General features: G+C 69.7%; 15 protein-coding genes. 7 read left to right on the plus strand and 8 right to left on the minus strand.

Features of this window, described 5'->3' with window-relative positions; translation table 11 throughout:
* The 4 genes from AC16DP_RS16810 to AC16DP_RS16825 all read right to left on the minus strand — a co-directional run.
* On the minus strand, positions 1 to 186 hold a 186-nt coding region (locus tag AC16DP_RS16810; RefSeq protein ID WP_483956803.1), incomplete at its 3' end, for a hypothetical protein.
* Entirely contained in the window at positions 186 to 746 is a 561-nt protein-coding gene (locus AC16DP_RS16815) for a hypothetical protein (protein WP_483956804.1), read from the minus strand. The genes AC16DP_RS16815 and AC16DP_RS16810, both read right to left, overlap by 1 nt.
* Before the next feature lie 485 nt (positions 747 to 1,231).
* Positions 1,232 to 2,338 carry a hypothetical protein gene (locus tag AC16DP_RS16820; protein WP_329732107.1) on the minus strand — a complete coding sequence of 369 codons (1,107 nt, stop codon included), beginning with the start codon at positions 2,336 to 2,338 and terminating at the stop codon, positions 1,232 to 1,234.
* A gap of 6 nt (positions 2,339 to 2,344) precedes the next feature.
* The gene (locus AC16DP_RS16825; protein ID WP_329732106.1) at positions 2,345 to 2,860 is read right to left on the minus strand and encodes a hypothetical protein; all 516 of its coding nucleotides are present in this window, start codon (positions 2,858 to 2,860) and stop codon (positions 2,345 to 2,347) included.
* A 379-nt stretch (positions 2,861 to 3,239) separates the two neighbouring features.
* Between AC16DP_RS16825 and AC16DP_RS16830 the strand changes: the two genes are divergently transcribed.
* The 3 genes from AC16DP_RS16830 (at position 3,240) to AC16DP_RS16840 (ending at position 8,913) form a co-directional block, all read left to right on the plus strand.
* Positions 3,240 to 4,508 (plus strand): metallophosphoesterase, encoded by a 1,269-nt coding sequence (locus AC16DP_RS16830; RefSeq protein WP_329732105.1) that lies wholly within the window; start codon positions 3,240 to 3,242, stop codon positions 4,506 to 4,508.
* 45 nt (positions 4,509 to 4,553) lie between these two features.
* Entirely contained in the window at positions 4,554 to 8,024 is a 3,471-nt protein-coding gene (locus AC16DP_RS16835) for an alpha/beta fold hydrolase (protein WP_329732104.1), read from the plus strand.
* 112 nt (positions 8,025 to 8,136) lie between these two features.
* Positions 8,137 to 8,913 (plus strand): LytR/AlgR family response regulator transcription factor, encoded by a 777-nt coding sequence (locus AC16DP_RS16840; protein ID WP_329732103.1) that lies wholly within the window; start codon positions 8,137 to 8,139, stop codon positions 8,911 to 8,913.
* Between the two features lie 120 nt (positions 8,914 to 9,033).
* Here the strand turns inward: AC16DP_RS16840 and AC16DP_RS16845 are convergent, their stop codons facing one another.
* The 4 genes from AC16DP_RS16845 to AC16DP_RS16860 all read right to left on the minus strand — a co-directional run bounded on the left by AC16DP_RS16845 (position 9,034) and on the right by AC16DP_RS16860 (position 14,201).
* Complete coding sequence (locus tag AC16DP_RS16845; RefSeq protein ID WP_329732102.1) at positions 9,034 to 9,933, minus strand: dienelactone hydrolase family protein; 900 nt, start codon at positions 9,931 to 9,933, stop codon at positions 9,034 to 9,036.
* Between the two features lie 113 nt (positions 9,934 to 10,046).
* A complete protein-coding gene (locus tag AC16DP_RS16850; RefSeq protein ID WP_329732101.1) occupies positions 10,047 to 11,162 on the minus strand; it encodes a GGDEF domain-containing response regulator in 1,116 nt (371 codons plus the stop codon).
* A 97-nt stretch (positions 11,163 to 11,259) separates the two neighbouring features.
* A complete protein-coding gene (locus AC16DP_RS16855) occupies positions 11,260 to 12,747 on the minus strand; it encodes a glutamate-cysteine ligase family protein (RefSeq protein ID WP_329732100.1) in 1,488 nt (495 codons plus the stop codon).
* A gap of 26 nt (positions 12,748 to 12,773) precedes the next feature.
* The gene (locus tag AC16DP_RS16860; protein WP_329732099.1) at positions 12,774 to 14,201 is read right to left on the minus strand and encodes an FAD/NAD(P)-binding protein; all 1,428 of its coding nucleotides are present in this window, start codon (positions 14,199 to 14,201) and stop codon (positions 12,774 to 12,776) included.
* A 173-nt stretch (positions 14,202 to 14,374) separates the two neighbouring features.
* Here AC16DP_RS16860 and rlmN point away from each other — a divergent pair, with 173 nt between their 5' ends.
* The 4 genes from rlmN to AC16DP_RS16880 form a co-directional block, all read left to right on the plus strand.
* The gene (gene rlmN, locus AC16DP_RS16865; RefSeq protein ID WP_329732108.1) at positions 14,375 to 15,463 is read left to right on the plus strand and encodes a dual-specificity RNA methyltransferase RlmN; all 1,089 of its coding nucleotides are present in this window, start codon (positions 14,375 to 14,377) and stop codon (positions 15,461 to 15,463) included.
* Between the two features lie 117 nt (positions 15,464 to 15,580).
* The gene (locus AC16DP_RS16870; protein WP_329732098.1) at positions 15,581 to 16,552 is read left to right on the plus strand and encodes an ABC transporter substrate-binding protein; all 972 of its coding nucleotides are present in this window, start codon (positions 15,581 to 15,583) and stop codon (positions 16,550 to 16,552) included.
* Positions 16,552 to 19,047 (plus strand): ATP-binding protein, encoded by a 2,496-nt coding sequence (locus AC16DP_RS16875; protein WP_329732097.1) that lies wholly within the window; start codon positions 16,552 to 16,554, stop codon positions 19,045 to 19,047. The genes AC16DP_RS16870 and AC16DP_RS16875 overlap by 1 nt, the downstream gene beginning before the upstream one ends.
* 273 nt (positions 19,048 to 19,320) lie before the next feature.
* On the plus strand, positions 19,321 to 20,536 hold a 1,216-nt coding region (locus AC16DP_RS16880; protein ID WP_483956805.1), incomplete at its 3' end, for a serine/threonine protein kinase.

The raw sequence follows: 20,536 nt of genomic DNA on the forward strand, positions 1-20,536 counted from the left end.
GCAGCGGCGTCCGCCGCCAGTGAGCAAGGCGAAGCCCACGTCGGTGAGCGAGTCGAAGTGGAAGATGCGCTGGACGCCCAGCACGGCCTTGAAGAAGAGCGACAGGACGAGGCGGCCCCCCTGGTGCTCGCCCACACGGCCAAAACAGGAGGTGGCCACGCGGTAGAGCCGCACCGCCTCCTGCATCAGTGCGAAGGCGCCTCCATGGGCCGTGCGGCCGAGAAAAGGGGGGTGCCCAGGACGGTTTCCTCTCGCAGGCAACCCAGGCCGTAACGCTCCAGGAAGCGGCGCAGGGTGTGGCGCTCCAGGGTGACGCCGAAGCGCTTGTGGATGAAGCCCAGCAACTCCGCCACCGAGCAGCGCTTATGCTCGGAGAGGAACTTCGCCACCAGCCCCACGTGCTCCGGACGGAGCTTGGGTGGAGCATGGCCCCGCCTGGCCTTGCGCAGTCGCCGCCAGAATTCACGCGGAGGGTACTGGCGCCCCTTGCGTACCGCCCGGTCGCTCGTGCCCACTACCGCGCCGATGACCGTCGAGCTCAAGCCCATGCCACAGTGCGCCAGCAGGTAGGCCACCATGCGTCGCAGCGCCGCCAGCCCTCCCACGAAACCCAGGAAGGTCAGCGCCGCCACCACCACCGCGCGCTGGCCCGAATCAAGCCGCTCCAGATTGACGCCGCTGGAGGCCGACCACTCCGACAAACGCTGTTGACGCTCCGCTTCACCGAGGACCGCAGGGCTCTCCATGGGCGCACCCCCACCTTTGGCTCCACCTCCTCGGTCAACACTCGGGACGTGACTTCTCGAACCAGCCGAGTGGGCAGCCGCTTCCTGTCCGCTCCGGTAGGGACCCCTACACAACCTCTCAAGTCAGAGCGGCCGCCCAGTCTCTTTCTCTGTCTGCTCGCAAGTGGGGCCTCAAGCCGCGCGCGAGCGCCGCCTGCTCCAAGTAGCGGAACACTGCAAGCTACCCGTCCCCGCCTCATTCGGCGTTTGGTGCTAGGAAGTAACCGAGTCGTACTAAGTGCCCGCCCATAACACCTTCATGGGGTGCATTGACGGACCTCAGTCACCACTCCGGCGGGCGCCATTACCGGCGACTCCGTGGTGGAAATGTCTCTTCCCGGCAACTCTCGCGGTGACAGCAACAGACGACAATCATTAGAGCACCCCATCCACTCTAGCATTCCATCCATCATGTGCTCTGACAGAGAAGAAGTGGCAAGACGCACTCAAGGCAAGTTTACTAAGCCGTTCCGCTCCATAAACAGAGCACCGAGGAGCGTGGACTGCCCGTGGGCATCACCGACACGGAGGTCCGGTAATGGCACGTCAGCCACATCGATTGGGAATGGCTGATAGCCGAACACCCGCTCGATGTGGTGAGCCATCTTGTCCTCATAGGGCTTGGTCCACCGGTTCGGCTCGACCGCAAAGGAGAGTTGCGGCCGGGTAGAGGTCGCGTCGGGCCGGAGGAGCTGTGTCGTGGTGTAGACGAGAAACAGGGGCGCGAGGATGCTGACGGCACCTGCCACGCGAGTAACGAGTTGACTGCCGTCCGGAAGGGATTGCTCCAGGTACAAACAGCAGAACCTGCAGGCCGCATGGTACGCGGGCGTCAGACTGCCCATCTTGCCATCGGGAAAGGCAGCCCGGAGGTCATTCATGAGGGAGGCCCAATGCTTCCATCGGAGCGCCTCCTCCCACGCGACTTCCCATCGTTGATGCTCAGGCGTCCGTTGATAGGCCAGCACAGGCTCATCGGGGTCGTCTTCCCAGGACGGAAAGCCCGACGGGTAGAAACGACGGGCGATGCGGATCAACTCCGCAGCCCTGGGCTCGTTCATCGCCTGCGGGCTTGAGAGCTGATGGGTGGTACCACGCTCCTGCTTCGCTCCTGAGGGGAAGTGAAGCTCGAAGCTCCAGGACACCCTCTCGGCCCCGTGTGGCGTCAGCGCCAAGGCGACGCTCATGGTCCGGGCGTCTCTATGGACCGTGACGTCGAAGGCATGGAGCGCGTCGAGGTACTTGCCGAATCTCCGAGGAATCTCTTCCTGCGCCACACGCCGAACGACCTCGGACGCATGCGACTCGTCCTCCGTATCAAGCAGCGAGTGAAGCGAGCTTCCAGAATCCGGGTCCGCCAAATCTTCTCCACGGCGCTGTCCAAGAAAGCGGGGCAGATGAAGCTTGAATGCCTCCAACCCGCTGATGACCTGGGCCTTGCTCTCCAGCACCTTGGGAAAGGCATGAATGGACCGCTTCATGCCATCGGGACCGACGACATCAATGAGGAGAGGCTCCGTGAAGGCCTTGTAGGTGTCGTGTGTCGTCTTCATCCAGGCTCAGTCACAATGGTAGGGCGCGTCGAAGTGGACGACCTTCACGCCTCGGGTCTTGCACTCCCCAACTTTCGCCCCCTTGAACTCCTCTTCGAGCAGCACTCCGTAGAGCTCCTTGAAGTCCCTGCACAGCGTGGCGAGCATGGTTCCCGGATGGGCTTCGGACAGTACCCGGTAGACGGCGCGGTTCGCCATTTCCGCGGCTGCTTCCTGTGCGTCCTCCAACGAGATCCGCCCTTGCTGCCGGTTGCATAGAGGCAGGCCCACTTCGAACTTGCACGCGGTCGTTGCCCCCGAGTCGCCCTGGGTGATGCGGGCGTGGATGCAGACCGCTCGCCATCCACTCGGTTCCCCTGGCTCTTCCTCGACGATCGTCGTGAACTCGAAGTGCTCTGGAGTGATTCGTCCAGTAACGGAATTGCGTCCGGTGCCGCACCCGCTCAGCCCGCCCACTCCCAGCAGTAGCGAGCAGAGGAGCGCGCCCCTGAATCGCCACCACGAACGAAACAGCCTGGTCATTCCGAGTGCCCCTTCATCCAGCCCGAGCCGCCGCCATCATCGCGTCCCAGAACATCTTCTCGTAGGCCTGCAAGAAGCCTTTCCTCATGAGGACCCTCCCTGGAGTGCAACCCCGCTACTCTTGCACTCCCCCATCCCACATGAAGCAGTTTGACTCCCTCGCAGTCACCGGGGAGGCACACGGATGAGCGGGCAGGCAGGCGCGCGGCTCGAGCCCATCCTGGCAAGCGTGGCGGACATCCTGCTACGGGCCCGCAGCGGGTTGTGACGGGACTCACAGCCACCGTGTGAGCCCCCTCATACGCTCCAGCCCCCACCTGACGTAGCATGCCGAACCATGCCGCTGGTTCACGCCAGCCGCGCGCCCACAGGGGGGGCAATGCCGCAGAACTCGAAGATCGTCTTCTTCAGTGACATCCACATCGGCACCAACGCCGTGACCAACTGGTACCAGCGCTCGCTCCACGAGCCGTACCTGCTCGCCGCCTTCGACTACATCCAGCAACAGGCCAGCTCCATCCAGGAGCTGGTGGTGGTGGGCGACCTCGTGGACCAGTGGACCTACGAGCCCTCCCGGACCCCGCCCACCTTCGCGGAGATCGCCGCGGCCAACCCCCGCGTCTTCGGCGGCATGGTGGATGGACAGCGGACGCCGGGCGCGCTGGGCGCCCTCCTCGCTGCCCTCGATGGCCGCGTCACCTACGTGGGTGGCAACCACGACATGTCCGTGACCGCCGAGGACGTGGCCCTCATCCGCGATGAGCAGGGCCGCTCGCCCCGGTACGTGCGCACGCCGCTGTACGAGCCGCCCTCCGCGCGCGGCGGCATCATCTGCACCCACGGGCACATCTACTCGCTGCTCAACGCCCCCGACTTCATCCAGAACCCCCGCAACGGCATCCCGTTCGCCCACTTCATCACCCGCATGGCGGCGCTGTGGTCCGTCCAGCAGCTCTCCAAGATGCCGCCCGGCTCCACCGCGGCCTCCCTGCCCGGCAGCGGAGACCCCACCGGCTGGCCCCTGGCCAAGGATGCCCTGCAGCAGCTCATCCAGGAGATGAAGCTCGGGCGCGTCTCGCTCTCGGACGCGGTGCTGAGCTCGCTGCTCGAGCTCACCGGCCAGAAGCGCGAGCTGACCTTCCACATGCTCGACGGCACGCGGCTGACCGCCGCCGACGTGGTGAAGGCCTATCCGTCCATCCTCGAGAGCTACGAGCAGACGGCGAGCAAGTCCCAGGAGCTCTACGGGTCCCTCGCGGGCGAGCTCGCCCTGGCCGAGGTGGATGCGCTCAACTCCATCGCCCACTTCGCCGAGCGGCTGGGCAACCAGGGCCACCACAAGGTGGTGGTGATGGGGCACACCCACGTGCCCGTGGATGAGGACGAGCACCAGCTCTTCCTCGGCGACTGCCTCTACGCCAACTGCGGCTTCAACTGCCCGTCCGAGCCCGACATGAAGGCCCAGGACAAGCGCCGCTCCTGCACCTTCACCGAGGTGGAGGTCGACGAGGCCGAGCGCCGCTTCATCGTCAGCACCCGCTATGTGACGGACGAGGGAGGCCGCTACCAGGTGGCGCCCCAGCCGCTCACGCCTCCCAAGAGCATCGACATGAGCGGTCCGGGGCGCGTTGTCACCCCCGCCGCCTAGCGTCCTCCACCCCCTTCTTCGCATCCATCAGGACTGTCTTTCTTTATGAACTCCAATCGACTCGCCTCTCCCATCGAGGACATCCGTCCCCACTACACCGTCGTCGTCATCGGCTCGGGTTACGGCGGCGCCATCACGGCGTCCCGCCTGTCGCGCGCCGGCCAGAGCGTCTGCGTGCTGGAGCGCGGCCGCGAGCGCCAGCCCGGCGAGTTCCCGGACACCACGCCCGAGGCCCTCGAGGAGATGCAGATGGATCTGCCCGTGGGCCACCTGGGCTCGCGCACGGGCCTGTTCGATCTGCACTGCAACCCGGAGATGAACGTGCTGGTGGGCTGCGGCCTGGGCGGCACCTCGCTCATCAACGCCAACGTCTCCATCCGCGCCGAGGCCCGCGTCTTCGAGGATCCCCGCTGGCCCAAGGCGCTCCGTGACGAGAAGCTGAAGGCGATCAACGACGGCTACGCGCTCGCGGAGGACATGCTGAAGCCCCGGCCCTACCCGGACTCCTACCCCAAGCTGAAGAAGCTGGAGGCGATGCAGAAGTCCGCCGAGGCCATGGGGCAGAAGTTCTACCGCACCGCCATCAACGTGACGTTCGAGGACGGGGTGAACGAGGCGGGCGTGTTCCAGAAGGCCTGCAACAACTGCGGCGACTGCTGCTCCGGCTGCAACGTGGGCGCGAAGAACACGGTGCTGATGAACTACCTGCCGGATGCCCGGCGGCACGGCGCGGAGATCTTCTGCGAGACGAGCGTCCGCTACGTCGAGCGGAGCGACAACGGCAAGTGGCTGGTCCACTTCCAGGTGCTGGACACCGGCCGGGAGAAGTTCGACGCCCCGCTGCTGACGGTGTCGGCGGACCTCGTGGTGCTGGCGGCCGGCACGCTGGGCTCCACGGAAATCCTGCTGCGCTCCAAGGAGAAGGGCCTGAAGGTGTCGGACCGCCTGGGCCACGGCTTCAGCGGAAACGGTGACGTGCTGGGCTTCGCCTACAACAACGAAATGCCCATCCACGGCATCGGGTTCGGCACCCGGCCCCCGAGCGAGGTGGGGCCCGTGGGTCCCACCATCACCGGCATCATCGACATCCGCAACCAGGAGAAGCTGGAGGACGACATCATCATCGAGGAGGGGGCCGTCCCGGGCGCGCTGGCTCCCATCCTGCCCACGATGCTGAGCACGACCGCGGAGCTCATGGGGACCAACACCGCCCCCGGTCAGGCGGCGGAGCAGGAGGTGCGCAAGCTCGACAGCGCGGTGCACGGCGCCTACCACGGCGCGGTCAAGCACACGCAGACCTTCCTGGTGATGGGGCACGAGGGCCAGGGCAGCTGCGGCACCATGAAGCTGGAGGAGGACCGGCTGCGCATCAGCTGGCCGGGAGTGGGCTCGCGGCCCATCTTCGAGAAGGTGGACAAGCGCCTGGTCCAGACGACCCAGGCCCTCCGCGGCATCTACACGCGGGATCCGATCTGGAACGAGCTGCTCGGCAAGGACCTCATCACCGTGCACCCGCTGGGCGGCTGCAACATGGCCGACAGCGCCGAGCAGGGCGTGGTCAACCACGAGAACAAGGTCTTCTCCTCCACCACGGGTGACCAGACGCACGAGGGGCTGTACGTGTGTGACGGCGCCGTCATCCCCACCTCGCTGGGCGTCAACCCGCTGCTCACCATCTCCGCCATCTCCGAGCGCTGCAGCATGCGGATCGCCGCGGAGCGCGGCTGGACGATCGACTACTCGAAGAAGGGCCCCATCCCCCTCAATCCCCAGCAGCGCAAGCCGGGCATCCGCTTCACCGAGAAGATGAAGGGCTTCTTCTCGCCCGCCCAGGACGAGAACTACGAGGCGGCGGCCACGCGCGGTGAGCTGCTCGGCTCGCCCTTCGAGTTCACCCTCACCATCGTCTCGGAGGACGTCGAGAAGATGATGAAGACGCCGGAGCACGCCGCGCGGATGGTGGGCACGGTGAAGGCGCCGAAGCTCTCCGACAAGCCGCTCACCGCCACCCAGGGCGTGTTCAACCTGTTCGTCCAGGACCCCGACGCCGCCGACACCCGGTTGATGAAGTACCAGATGCTGCTGACCGCGGATGACGGCCGCACCTTCTTCTTCAAGGGCTTCAAGGTCATCAAGGAGCGGCCCATCGAGGACATGTGGCACGACACCACCACCCTCTTCATCACCGTGTACGAGGGCCAGGACGCGTCGGGCACCGTGGTGGGCCGGGGCGTGCTGAAGATCGCCCCCGAGGACTTCATGCGCCAGCTCACCACCATGGACGTCTTCAACGCGAAGAACGCGGAGGAGCGCATCAAGCTGGCGTTGGAGTTCGGCCGCTACTTCACGGGCATCCTGTACGACTACTACGGAGGGATGCTCGGGGACCTGGACTTCGTCGACCCGAATGCCCCGCCGCGCAAGCGCCGCGCGCTGCGCGCTCCGGCGCCCAAGCTGTTCGGCTTCAAGACCTCGGACGGGTTGGATCTGCTGCTGTCGCGCTACCAGGCTGGCAACAAGGGGCCCGTGCTGCTGGCGCACGGTCTGGGCGTGTCCAGCCGCATCTTCTCCACGGACACCATCGACACCAACCTGCTCGAGTACCTCTGCGCCCACGGGTACGACGTGTGGCTGCTGGACTACCGCTCCAGCACCCTGCTGCCCGCCTCGACGACGCAGTACACGGCCGATGACGTGGCCACCAGGGACTGGCCCGCGGCGGTGGCCCGCGTGCGCGAGGTGACCGGGGCCGCGGACATCCAGGTGGTGGCCCACTGCTACGGCTCCACCACCTTCACCATGGCCATGCTCGCGGGCCTCCAGGGCGTGCGCTCCGCGGTCTGCTCGCAGATCTCCACCCACGTGGTGACTCCCCCCATGGTGTCCATCAAGTCGGGGCTTCACCTGCCCCAGCTCCTGAAGCTGATGGGCTTCAAGTCGCTCACCACCAACGCCCTCAAGGGCGAGGGCGCCATGGAGCGCGTCTACGACAAGCTCCTCGCGGCCTACCCCGTGGGCAAGGACGAGCACTGCGACAGCGCGGTGTGCCACCGCGTCAGCTTCCTCTACTCGCTGCTCTACCGGCACGAGCAGCTCAACGCGATGACGCACCAGTACATGCACGAGCTGTTCGGCGAGGCGACCATCACCGCGTTCGAGGGCCTGGCGGTCATGGTGAACCAGGGCCGCGTGGTGGACGCGAATGGAGACAACGTCTACATGCCGCACCTGGACCGGATGGCCATCCCCATCCGCTTCATCCACGGCGCCCGCAACCAGTGCTTCCTGCCGGAGAGCACGGAGAAGACCGTGCAGGCGCTGAGCGAGGTGAACGGCTCGGCGCTCTACTCCCGCGTCCTCATCCCCGAGTACGGACACATCGACTGCATCTTCGGGAAGAACGCGGCCCGGGACGTCTACGGCCACATCCTCGAGCACCTGGACCAGACGCAGGCGCCCGGCAAGAAGCAGGGCGAGCCGGCGGTCGCGGCCGCGAAGAAGTCCGTGGCTGCCTGATTGCTCCCTCTCCCCTCGGGAGAGGGCGAGGGGAAATGGGCACAGGCGAGGGGAAATTGTTCCCAGGGGCCCACCTTCGCGGACCCGGCTCGAGGGGTTTAGACTCCGCCCCGTGAGCCCTCCCCTGTCCGTCCTCATCGCCGATGACGAGCTCGTCGCTCGCAAGCGTCTGTCGCGCCTGCTGACGGCCTTCCCCGATGTCTCCGTGTGCGGCGAGGCCGCCGATGGCGAGGCCGTCCTCGCGGCCGTCCGCGCTGGCGGCGTGGACGTGGTGCTGCTCGACATCCACATGCCCGGGCTCAGCGGCATGGATGCGCTCGCGCTGCTGCCCGCGGGCGGTCCCCACGTCATCCTCGTCACCGCCCACGCCGACCACGCCGTGGAGGCCTTCGAGCACGGCGCCGTCGACTACGTCCTCAAGCCCGTCGAGGCCTCGCGTCTGCAGAAGGCCCTGGAGCGGGTGCGCGTCCGGCTCGCCGCCAGGGCCCCGGAGCCGGGCAAGGGCTCCGCCATCGAGCAGCTCGCGCGGCCCCTGGCCCGCCTGCCCATTCCCACCCGCCAGGGCATCGTCCTGGTGGACCCCGGCACCATCTCCCACGCCACGCTCGAGGACGAGCTCGTCACCGTCTTCACCTCGCAGGGCGACTTCCTCACCGACTTCACCCTGCAGGAGCTCGTGGACCGGCTGCCCCCCGAGGGCTTCTACCGGGTGCACCGCCGCGCCCTCGTCAACCTCGCCCACGTCACCCGGCTGGAGCCGCTGGAGACGGGCGGGTACCTCGCGCGCACCGCCCGCGGCCACACCGTGGAGGTGAGCCGCCAGTCCGCCCGCGAGCTGCGCCGCATGCTCGGCCTGCGCCGCGGCACCGAGGACGAATCCGGTGCGTGAGGCCGTGACCCCCGGGCGCCGCTGCCTGCATGATCACCTCGCCGACACGAAGGTCGTCGGGGTGAACGGGCCCACGCCCTGACGCGTGGACCCGCCGGCTCGCGGCGCCTCGCCTCCGGCTCAGGGCGACAGGCCGAACTGCTTCCGGAAGAAGTCCACCACGGCCCGCCGCGACGTCTCCGCCGTCTCCGGCGAGGGCACGATGTCCACCTCTCCGCCCTGTCCCGTGTGCGAGTACGGATCCGTGATGCGAATGGCCGGCTCCAGCCGATCCCACCCGTGCGTGGCCCCCGGGTACAGGGTCAGCGACACACTCTCCCTATCCGCCGGTGACAGGCTGTCCACCAGCCGCTGGCAGGAGTCCGGGTTGTCATACACATCGGCCTCGCCCGCCTGGATGAAGATGGGGGAGCCCGTGAGCTCGCCGAACTCGTAGCCGGGGACGCGGTTGTAGGCCCAGCACACCGGATAGAAGGGCGCGTGCGCCACGAAGCGCTGTCCCGGCTCGGCGCCCGCGGCGTACTTCCGGGTGGCGCTCAGCATGGACATCAGCCCGCCCCACGAGAACCCCATGATGCCGATGCGCGAGGCGTCGATGGACGGGTGCGCGGACAGGTACTTCAGCGCGCCCCACGCGTCGGGCAGCGTCTCGGCCACGGCCCTCGGCCGCCCCTCCGCGCCTCCGGACAGGCCGCGCGCGGCCCACATGTCGATCTCCAGCGTGGCGATGCCCGCCTCGTGCAGCGCCTGGGCGTGGTAGCTGCCCAGGGTGTCCACGCCTCCCGAGCCGTGGGCAATCAGCACCGCGGGCACCTTGCCCTGCGCGCTCGTGGGGAGGCTCAGCCGCCCCGCCACCTGCAGCGGCGTGGGCGTCCCGAGCGCCGGAAAGGACACGTAGGAATGGCGGGCCACCGGTGTCTGGACCGGGTCCTCCTTCGGTGGCTCCTGCTGGGGGCAACCGCTCAGCACGGCCGCGAGCGCCACGCTGGCGATCCACGGCCTCACGACGAACGTCTTCATGGCTCGACTCTCCCAGGGAAGGGGGTGGAGAGCACCACCATCCCAGGGAGGGGACTGGCATGGCGCCAGCCCGGCCGTCCACCTGTCCGCCCACCGACACGGGGGCGGAGCAACTAGCGCGGAGCCAACACCACGCGGTTGGGGCCGCCCGACTTGGAGGAGCGCAGGGCCTTCTCCGCGGCGGAGATGAGCTCCTGCTCGTTGCGGGCCTGGTCCGGGAAGACGGCCACGGCGGCCGTCACCGTCACCTCGCCCACGTCGCTGCCGGTGCCCTCCGGGAAGTCCAGCTCCTCCACCGCCTTGCGGAGCTTCTCGGCGTAGGTGCGCGCCCGCTCCACGTCGGCATTGCAGAGGATGACGCCGAACACGTCCCAGTCGTACCGGGCGGCGATCTCCGAGGAGTTGTCGCTCCGGGCGTGGGTGACGGGGTCCTCCATCATGTCCGTCACCATCTGCGCCACCCGGCGCAGCAGCTTGTCGCCCTCGGCGTAGCCTCGCGAGAGGTTGAAGCGGCGGAAGCCATCGATGTCGATGAGCACCAGCGCCAGCTTCTGCTCCCGCCGCCGCGCACTCAGCAGGCCCGCGCTGAGGGCCTCCTGGAAGTAGCGGTGGTTGTAGAGGCTCGTCAGGCCGTCGCGGAACGCCAGCCGCTCGCTCTCGGGGATGAGCGACTGGGACGCGGCGCCCTTGGCATCGGCCTTCTGGGGCTCGGCCATCTTCGGCCGAGGGGTCGCGGCGGGCGCTCCGGGAACACCCGGCTTGCCCGCGGCGGGCTTGGCGGCGCCGCCCCGGCCCAGTCCGAGCTGGTCCTTGAGCTCCTGCACCATCTTGTCGCGGATGGACAGCAGGGCGGCGTTGTGGACCGCCTGGCCCACCGTGTTCTTCAACTCCTGTTCCGTGAACGGCTTCGTGAGGAAGTGGTTCACACGCGCTTCATTGATGGCCTTCTGCGCGTCCTCCAGCTTCTGGGACGCCGTCACCAGAATGCGCGCGGCATGGGGTTGTAGCTCGGCGACGCGCTTGAGGAGGTCGACCCCCATCAGCCCGTCACCAAGATTTTGATCCGATACGACCGCGTGCAGTTGTTCCCGCTGGAGGACTTCAAGTGCTTCTTCAGCGGACCGGGCAAGGAACACCGTGAAGTCCTTGCTCAGGTAGTACTGCATCAAGGCCAGCATCGTCCGGTTGTCCTCGACGACGAGGACCTTCGCAGCAACAGGCTCACTCACCAGGGCAGACCAACGCAACGAGGGGCATGGAAGATGGAGCCGAGCGTCGCAAAGGAAGGGGGCAGGCCGCAAGTCTCGAAGCGGGATTCCGCCCACTTCAGTCCAGCGGCCACTCGTGGACCGGGCTGCCGGACGAAGCCAGGAGCATGTAACGTTCCAGCAGGGCCGCCAGAGCGTCCTGCCGGGGCATGTGGGCTTCCAACCGGGCCAACATCTTCCGTTGCCAGCGTGCCCCGGTACACCCCGCGCGAATCCGGGCCTCGATGAGGGAGAGCAGCCCGTCCGCCTCCTCGGTGTCCACCCCGGCGTCCACGAGGCCCGCGCGGGCCACCGGGAGCAGCCGCTCCACCAGGGCGCTGGCGGACACCAGCGAGGGAGAAGGCGCGCGGCGCTCGGGCCAGAGCAGCCTGGCGTCCAGTCCCTCCTTGGCCGCGCGGATGAAGTTGCCCCGGACGCAGGGGAAGGGCAGCCCCGGCAGCAGCGCGTCCACGTCCTGGCTCAGCCCGAGCGTGAGGCCCAACAGCAGCGCGCCGTTGGCCAGCATGTCCAGCACGGTGGGGCCCGCGGGCAGCGCGCGCAGCTCTATCCGCACGTGGCCCGAGCCGCTCGGGTCGTAGATGGCGCGATTCCAGCTCCACACGGTGCCCTGGTGCAGCCGCAGCTCGTCCAGCCGGGGCAGGCCGCCCCGGGCCAGGCACTCCAGCGGGGACTCCGGCCCCAACACCGGCAAGAGCGGCGGGTAGAGCGCCACCGACTCGGCGAACAGCTCCAGCGGGCCCTGACGCACCCAGCCATGGCCGAAGGTGACGCGCCCGTGCTGCGGCGCCTCGGACTGGGGCTCGCCCCGGTCATCCACGGCCTGGCGGAAGAGGGCCACGCGCGTCTCGTCCCACAGCCGGCGGCCCAGGAGGAAGGGCGAGTTGCCGCTCACCGCGAGCACCACCGGCGTGGCCAGCTGGGCCGCGTTGTACATGCGCGCGAAGTCCGCCGGATCCACGCGCAGGTGGTACTGCAGCGAGGTGTTGGCGCCCTCCAGCGTCACGTCGTCCCACTCCAGGGTGAGCGAGTCCTCGCCGCCGATGACCACGCGCAGTGGCTCCTCGCGGCGCCGGCGGCGGATGGCGGCCGACAGCGCCCGGTAGCGCGGCAGCGCCGTCATCGAGCCCATGCCCAGGTCCTTTTCGCGCAGCGTGGGGAGGATGCCCGTCACCGCCACGCGCGCCCCCTGCGTGGCCGCCGCGCGCCGCACCTCGGCCAGCGCGCTCTCGAACTCCTCGCGCATCGCCGTGAAGGGCCGCCCCGCCAACGGCCCCGGCCGCAGGTTGCACTCGAGGTTGAAGCGGTCGATCTCCACCGTCACCCGCGGATCCACCGTCTGGCCCAGCACCTGCCGGTTCACCGGCAGCGGATAGCCCGAGGCGTCCACCAGGAACATCTCCAGCTCGGCGCCGATGGTGCGCGGGCCCACGCCGAAACCGGGCCGCGCCAGCACCTGCCGGAGCGCTTCCAGGCTGTCCGCCAGCCGTTGGCTGAAGCGCTCGTAATCCTCGGGCTCGAAGGTCTCTTTCTGGATTTGAAGTCCCATATGAAGACGAGCGGGGCCGTGGCGCCCTAGGAGAAGGGAGTGGGTTGAGGAGAGGACTCGGAGGCGGGCACGCCGGGGCGGGTGGCGAGGTGCTCCAACAGCCGCCGCGCGAGGGAGAGCGCCTGCACCCGTATCTCGGGGATGGCCGTGCTCTCCCACAGGTCACCCCGGCGCAGGGGGCCCAGGGTGAAGAGCACGGAAGAGGCGCGGCCCCGCGCGTCGAGCAGGGCGCCCTCGGCGTCCGTGGCCAGGCCGAGCCCCAGCGCGTCCGAGCTCGCGAGCCCGGACTCCAGCAGCCCGCGCAACAGCGGGTGGCCCCGGCCGATGGAGGCGTCCGGGCCGGTGCAGTTGATGACGTGCTGGACGCGGAACGTGGCCTCGCGCGAGAAGCCCCGGGGCCGGACGCGCGCCAGCACCCAACCCTCGTCCGAGAGCTGGAAGCCGCGCACGCGGGCCGAGTGGATGCGCAGCACACCGGCCCGCTGGAGCTGCTCGAGGGTGTCGTTCACCGCGGGCGCCATCCGGTGGCGGTGCACGTCCCAGAAGGAGCGCAGGTGACGCAGGAAGCGGCGGCGCTCGGGCTCCGGCAGGTCGCGCCACAGCGAGGCCGTCACCGGCCGCAGCGAGTCCATGACGGCGCGCCAGTCCCCACCCTCGCCTGGCTGCCGGAACTGGTGGCGCAGCGCGCCCAGGATGGAGCGGACGCGGCGGGGCTCGGACAAGGCCACGGGCGGGCCCGCCACCACGCCGGGACGGTGTACCTGCGGCAGCAGCCCGTGCCGGGAGATGGCGTGGATGCGCCCCTCGTGGTTGCGCTCGGCCAGCGAGAGCACCGTGTCCACCATCGTCAGGCCCGTGCCGATGAGCAGCACCGAGTGGTGGGGCCGCACGTGACGCAGCGCACCATCCATCCAGGGCGAGCGGATGTACCGGTGGCTCGCGTACAGGCCCCCGTCCGCCACCGGCAGGTCCGCGGGCAGGGCATTGCCCACCGCCAGCACCACCGTGCCCGCCTCCAGCGCGGGGCCGCGTGCCAGCACCACCCTCGCGCCGTCCCCCTCCTGGGAGATGGACAGCACCTCCCCCTGGAGGAGCTCCAGGCCCACCCCCGGGGCCGCGCTCTCGCGCGCCTCGCGCAGCACCGCCTCCAGGTACTGGCCGTAGCGCCTGCGCTGGACGAAGTCCCCCGGCGCCGTGTCCGGCTCGAGGCGGCGGATCCACCGCAGGAAGTGCTCGGGATCCTCGGGAAGGGCGCTCATCCTCCCGGCGGGGACGTTGAGCAGATGACTGGCGTTCTCCGTGGAGTACGCGAGGCCGGGACCCACACGCCCCGTGCGCTCCAGCAGGGCCACCCGGAGGGGTCCCTCGGCCTTCCTCAAGAGCTGCGCCGCCAGCAGCGTGCCGCTGGCGCCTCCACCGACAACCAGTACATCCCACCGCTGCTCGACTCTCACACCCCGACAGTAAACCCTGAGGGCCGCTCCTACATCCCCCCTTGACTGTCCAGGCTCCAGGCAGCCGTGCACGATTCCTGGACCGGAGGGTACGAGGGGGGAACGGCCCGGGGCCTGTCCGGCCGCCCGCCCCCCATGAGCCGGACGCCCAGGTGTGTTATCGCTCCGTGACGATGCAGCCCACGCCCCCCACCCCCCTGGTCAACCTGTACGACCTGCCCCGTGCCGCCCTCGGCGAGCTGCTCGCCGGGTGGGGCTACAGCGCCTACCACCGCGACCTGCTCTGGGAGGCCCTCTACCGCCAGCAGGTGGAGTCGTTCGACGCCCTCACCGGGCTGCGGCCGGACCTCGTCCAGGCCCTGCGCGAGCGCACCCGCCTGGAGCGGCCCACCACCCACCACGAGGTCTTCAGCTCCGACGGCTTCACCCGCAAGCTGCTGCTGAAGCTGCGCGACGGGCAGACGGTGGAGACGGTCCTCATGCGGTTCAAGGACCGGGCCACGGTGTGCCTCAGCACGCAGGCCGGCTGCGCCATGGGGTGCGTCTTCTGCGCCACCGGGCAGATGGGCTTCGTGCGCCACCTGACGCCCGGGGAGATCGTCGGGCAGGTGCTGCACGTCACCCGCATCCTCCGCGAGACGAACGAGTCGCTGCGCAACGTGGTGCTGATGGGCATGGGCGAGCCCCTGCACAATTACGAGGCCACCCTGGAGGCGGTGGACATCCTGGTGGAGCGCTCGGGGCTGGCGCTGGCGCCGCGCTTCATCACGCTGAGCACCGTGGGGGTGGTGCCCGGCATCCGGCGGCTGGCGGACGAGGACCGGCCGGTGCAGCTCGCCGTCAGCCTGCACGGGGCCACCGAGGCGGAGCGGAGCGCGCTGGTGCCCGCGGCGCGCAAGTGGCCGCTCGCCGAGCTGATGGACGCCTGCCGCTACTACTCGGAGAAGCGCAAGCGCCGCATCTTCTATGAGTGGGCGCTCATCGCCGGGCAGAACGACACGCCCGAGCAGGCGCACGCCCTGGGCCAGCTGCTCAAGGGCATGGACGCGCACGTCAACGTCATCCCGCTCAACCCCACGGTGGGCTACGCCCAGCGGCCCAGCGGCCCGGACGCCGTGCGCGCCTTCCAGGACATCCTCGCCAGCTACGGCCTGCCCAGCACCGTGCGCCAGCGCCGCGGCATCGACATCGACGCCGGCTGCGGCCAGCTCAAGGCCGCCGTGGAGCGCCCGCGCCACGCCCCGCGGCCCACGGCCTCCTGAGCCCCCACGCCACGGCCGCCGGGCAGGACGACGCTTCCCGGTATGCCCGCCCGGGGAGCCTTGCGGCACTCTCCCCGCGTCCCAAGCGTTGGACGAGGTGCTTCAGGAAGAGTCTCCGTGCGAAGCCTCGTCAGGGTGTCCGGTCTGCTGCTGTGCTTCCTCGTGCTGGTGCCCGCCTGCGCGCCCGTGGAGGAGCCGCCCCTGCGCGTCGGCACCTTCCTCTGGCCGGGAAGCGAGCCCCTCTTCCTCGCACGGGACCTCGGCTACCTCGACGACGGCTCGATCCGCCTGGTCGAGTACTCCTCCCTCGGTGAGGTCAACCGCGACTTCCGCAACGGGAGGCTCGACGCCGTCAACGTCACGCTCGACATGGCCCTCCAGCTCCTGCAGCAGGGCTTCGAGCCCCGGGCGGTGCTCGTCCTGGACTACTCGAACGGCGCGGACGCCATCCTCGCGCGGCCGGAGGTGCGCCGGATGGAGGAGCTCCGGGGCAAGCGCGTGGCGGTGGAGGACCTGTCGGTGAGCACGTACCTGCTGGGCCAGGCCCTGGCCCAGGCGGGACTGCGGCCCTCGGACATCGAGATCCTCCGCATTCCGGTGGATCAGCACGAGCAGGCCTATGCGTCGGGAGAGGTGGACGCCGTCGTCACCTTCGAGCCCTTCATGAGCAGGCTACTCGCCCGAGGAGCCCACGCGCTCTTCGACAGCAGCCACCTGCCGGGAGATATCGTGGATCTGCTGGTGGTGCGCGAGGACGTGCTGGAGAAGAGCCCGAAGCAGGTGCGGCACATGCTCCAGGGCTGGTTCCGGGCCTTGCGCCACCTGGACGAGCACCCGGAGGACGCGGTGGCCCGGATGAGCCCCCGCCTCGACACGAGCCCCGCCGAGCTCGCCTCCATGCTGGAGATGCTGCGGCACCCCACCCGGGAGGAGAACCACGCCCTGCTGCGGCCCCCCTCCTCTGCCCTCCTCGGCTCGGCGCATCGCCTGCAGTTGTTCATGCTGGAGCACGGGTTGCTGCCGGAGCCGGTGCGGCCCGAGCTGCTGCTGGACGTACGGCCCCTCGAGGCGCTCGGGGAGGTCCGGTGATGAAGCGCCTCGGGCTGCCCCCGCTTCCGCCCCTGCGCATCACCATCCCGGCGGTGCTGCTGCTCTTCGCCATCACGGTGGGCCTCCATGATCTGCATCAGAACGCGAGCCTGGCCTGCCGCCGGGTGGAGGAGTACACGCTCCAGGAGCTCACCCAGCGCATGAGCGAGCTGCAGGATCATCTGGAGCTCCTCCTGAACCTGCATCAGTCCGAGCGCATCCAGGAGGAGGTCGCCAGCCTCGGGACGGATCCGCACATCCAGACGGCGCTGCTGCTCGACGAGACCGGCCGGGTGGCCGCATCGATCCGGCGCGTGGAGATAGGGCAACAGGGCCGGGCGCTCCATCCCGAGCTGTTCACCCCGGAGGCGGAACCCATTCTCCAGAGGGCCCGCGAACACCTCGCGGGCAGCACCCTCGTCACCGCGGATGGGCAGGCGCTCGTGGCCCGCTACCCCGTGCTGGTGTCGGATGCCTCCGGCGCGCTGTCCTCCGAGCGGGTGTGGCTGCTCGTGGTGCGGAGGGATCTCTCCGTCCTCAAGCAGCAGGCGCGCGACCAGGTGCGCGCGAACGTGGTGCAGCGCAGCGCGCTGCTGGCGGTGCTCGCGGGGCTGCTCTGGCTCTTCTTCCACTTCGTCCTCACGCGCCGGGTGGCCCGGCTGGTCACCACCGCCCAGCGCTTCGCCGCGCGCGACTGGGAGGCCCGCAGCGGGCTCACCGGACGCGACGAGCTCTCCAGGGTGGGGCGCGCCTTCGACGAGATGGCCGAGCGGCTGCGCACCACCCAGTCCCAGCTCGAGGAGCGCGAGTCCCACATCCGGCTGCTGCTCGACTCGGCCGCGGAGGGCATCTTCGGGTTGGACCTGGAGGGGCGCTGCACCTTCGTCAACCGCTCCGCGCTGCGGATGCTCGGCTACGCGGACGCCGGAGCGCTGCTGGGCCGGGACGCGCACCAGCTGTGGCACCACTCGCACGCGGATGGCTCGCCCTATCCCCGGAGCGAGTGTCCCATCCTCCAGGCCCTGCGCGACGGGACCGAGGACCACGGCGAGGACGATCTCATCTGGCGCGAGGACGGCACGTGGTTCCCGGTGGAGCGCTGGTCGTACCCCATGCGCCAGGGCGGCAGGCGGGTGGGCATCGTGTCGACGTTCGTGGACATCACCGCGCGCAAGCGCGCCGAGCAGATGCAGCACTTCCTCATCGAGGCCAGCACGCAGCTGGCGGAGCTGCTGGACGAGACGCGCACGCTGGAGCGGGTGGCGCGGCTGGCCATTCCCCAGCTGGGCCAGTGGTGCGTGGTGGACAGGGTGGATGACGCGGGCCAGCTGCACCGCGCGGCCTGGGTGCACCAGGAGCCGGCCCGGCAGGAGCTGCTGAGGGAGCTGGCGGAGCTCGACCCTCCGGACTGGAGCTCGTCCCAACCCACCGTGCGGGTGCTGGGCACCGGCGGGCCGCTGCTCGGGGACGAGGCCCTCGCGGCCCTGCGCCACGCCGGGGACTCCGGCGCGCGCTACCCGGAGCTGCTGCGGCGGCTCGGGACGCGGACCGCCATCGCGCTCCCCATCTCCGTGCGAGGACGGACGCTGGCGGCCCTGCTGCTGGTCTCGGACACGCCGGGCTTCCAGTATGGCCCCCATGAGCTGGCGCTCGCGGGGGAGCTGGCCCGCCGCGCCTCGGTGGCCATGGACAACGCCCGGCTCTACCGCCAGTCCCAGGAGGCGGTGCGCCTGCGCGAGGACTTCCTCTCCGTGGCCTCCCACGAGCTGCACACGCCCCTCACGCCCCTGCGCCTGCACCTGCAGACACTGCAGCGCGCGCTGGCCGCCAGTGGCGACGGCGTGGGCACCGGGCGCCTCATGCCCAAGGTGGACAAGGCGCTCGCCCAGGTGAGACGCCTGTCCCAGCTCGTCGATGATCTGCTCGATGTCTCCCGCCTCACCTCCGGACGGCTCCGCCTGCGGTTGGAGCCGGTGGACCTGGTGGAGCTGACACGGGACCTGGCCGAGCGCTTCTCCGAGCAGGCCCGGGCCGCCGGCTGCACGCTGCGCGTCACCACCGAGGGCCCCACCACCGGACAGTGGGACCGGATGCGCCTGGAGCAGGTGCTCACCAACCTCATCACCAACGCGCTGAAGTACGGCGTGGACCACCCGGTGGAGCTCCACGTCAGCTCCGCTGGAGGGCGCGCGCGCTGGAGCATCCGGGACCATGGCATCGGCATCGCCCCCGAGGATCTCGAGCGCATCTTCGGGCGCTTCGAGCGGGCGGTGTCCACGCGGCAGTACGGTGGGCTGGGGCTGGGCCTCTACATCTCCCGGGAGATCGCCCGCGCGTTCGGAGGCGACATCCACGTGGAGAGCCAGCCGGGAGCCGGTGCCGTCTTCACCCTGGAGCTGCCACTCGAGCCGGCCCGGGACGCGCGCGAGGGCGCGGAGCCCTGCCCTCGGGAAGAGACCCGGCCCGAGCCGCCGCCCGCGTGCCACGGGCCCTGAGCGCGCACCACGCCGAAAGGAGCTCGTCCCATCGGCTGCGCTCGGTCAGTGGTAGACGTCTACCAGTGCATTTGACATGCAACTTCAACCCCACTGGAACCCACACACACCTCATCCCACATCACTGGTAGACGTCTACCACTGAGCGGCGTTCCGTCTCGTTTTCGCACCGGGACCCTCAGGGCGTGGCGCGCTCGGGGGGGCTCGACGACGAAGGGCCCCTCAGGAGAGGCAACACGTCATGTTAGCCTCCGAACTTCGGAGGTAGCCCCAATGAAGAAAGCGTGGGTGTACAGACTGCCCGAGGCCGGAGAAAAGGTGGGCCAGTACCGGGTGGTGGGCCCGCTGGGCCAGGGCGGCCAGGGCCACGTGTTCCTGGCCGTGTGGGAGGGCCGCTCCTATGTCCTCAAGTTCTTCCGCTCCCTGCCGGTGAGCCACTCGGGGGAGCTGGAGCTGGACATCCTGCGCCACCTGGAGCACCCCAACGTGGTGCGGGTGCTGGGCCATGGGCGCTGGCCGTACCCGGAGGAGGGCTACTTCTACCTCGTCATGGAGTACGTGGAGGGCAGGACGCTGTCGAGACATGCCCTGGAGCACAACCCCTCGGCGCGCACGGGCGCCACGCTGATGCTGGAGGCGGCCCGGGCGCTCGCGGTGGTGCACCGCCGGGGCGTGCTGCACCGAGACGTGAAACCGGACAACCTGCTGGTGAGGGCGGCGGACGGCAGGCCGGTGTGGGTGGACTTCGGGGTGGGCCACCTGGAGGGCCGCGCCACGCTGCCGCGCATGAAGCGGCTGCCGCCGGGCACGCCCGAGTACACCAGCCCCGAGGCGTACCGTTTCCTCCGGGAGCACCCCGAGGAGGAGGCGCGCTACCAGCCGGGCGTGGCCGACGAGGTGTGGGCCTTCGGCGTCACGCTGTACGAGTTGCTCACGGACAAGCTGCCCTTCGGCTCGCGCCTGGGCAACCCGCGCATGGTGGAGGACATCCGCACCCGCGCGCCGCTGGCGCCTCAGGAGCGCAACCCACGGGTGCCATTGGCCCTCAATCAGCTGTGCCTGCGCCTGTTGGAGAAGGAGCCCGGGGAGAGGCTGGCGGACATGGACGCGGTGGCCGGGGCGCTGGAGGCGGCGCTGGCGGGGGCGGGGGCGGACTGGGACATGCCGCTGATGGACCCCTTCGCCCCGGAGGTGCGCACCACGGAGGAGATACCCGGCCAGGTGGTGGACCGCGACTCGTGGGAGCGCCTGCAGCAGCAGATGAAGGCGGTGAGGCCCCGGCGCGGGCGGGTGCGCAAGAAGGCCCGGCAGGAGCCGCCCGCCCCGCCCGCAGCACCTGCCGCCGCCATGGTCCCGCTGGAAGAGGCGCCGGCCGGGAGCTTCGAGGCGCTGGCGGAAGCGCTGGAAGCGCGGCTGTATGAGCCGCCCCGGCCCGTGTCGGCGCACGAAGCCGCCGCCGAACCCGGGCCCGCCGCCGAAGCCAGACACG

The organism is Archangium sp. (assembly GCF_057119385.1).

Coding starts and splice junctions, on each gene's coding strand:
- rlmN (WP_329732108.1), top strand. CDS start 14,375: ATGCAGCCCACGCCCCCCACCCCCCTGGTCAACCTGTACGACCTGCCC.
- AC16DP_RS16855 (WP_329732100.1), bottom strand. CDS start 12,747: ATGGGACTTCAAATCCAGAAAGAGACCTTCGAGCCCGAGGATTACGAG.
- AC16DP_RS16815 (WP_483956804.1), bottom strand. CDS start 746: ATGGAGAGCCCTGCGGTCCTCGGTGAAGCGGAGCGTCAACAGCGTTTG.
- AC16DP_RS16825 (WP_329732106.1), bottom strand. CDS start 2,860: ATGACCAGGCTGTTTCGTTCGTGGTGGCGATTCAGGGGCGCGCTCCTC.
- AC16DP_RS16820 (WP_329732107.1), bottom strand. CDS start 2,338: ATGAAGACGACACACGACACCTACAAGGCCTTCACGGAGCCTCTCCTC.
- AC16DP_RS16835 (WP_329732104.1), top strand. CDS start 4,554: ATGAACTCCAATCGACTCGCCTCTCCCATCGAGGACATCCGTCCCCAC.
- AC16DP_RS16830 (WP_329732105.1), top strand. CDS start 3,240: ATGCCGCAGAACTCGAAGATCGTCTTCTTCAGTGACATCCACATCGGC.
- AC16DP_RS16845 (WP_329732102.1), bottom strand. CDS start 9,933: ATGAAGACGTTCGTCGTGAGGCCGTGGATCGCCAGCGTGGCGCTCGCG.
- AC16DP_RS16875 (WP_329732097.1), top strand. CDS start 16,552: ATGAAGCGCCTCGGGCTGCCCCCGCTTCCGCCCCTGCGCATCACCATC.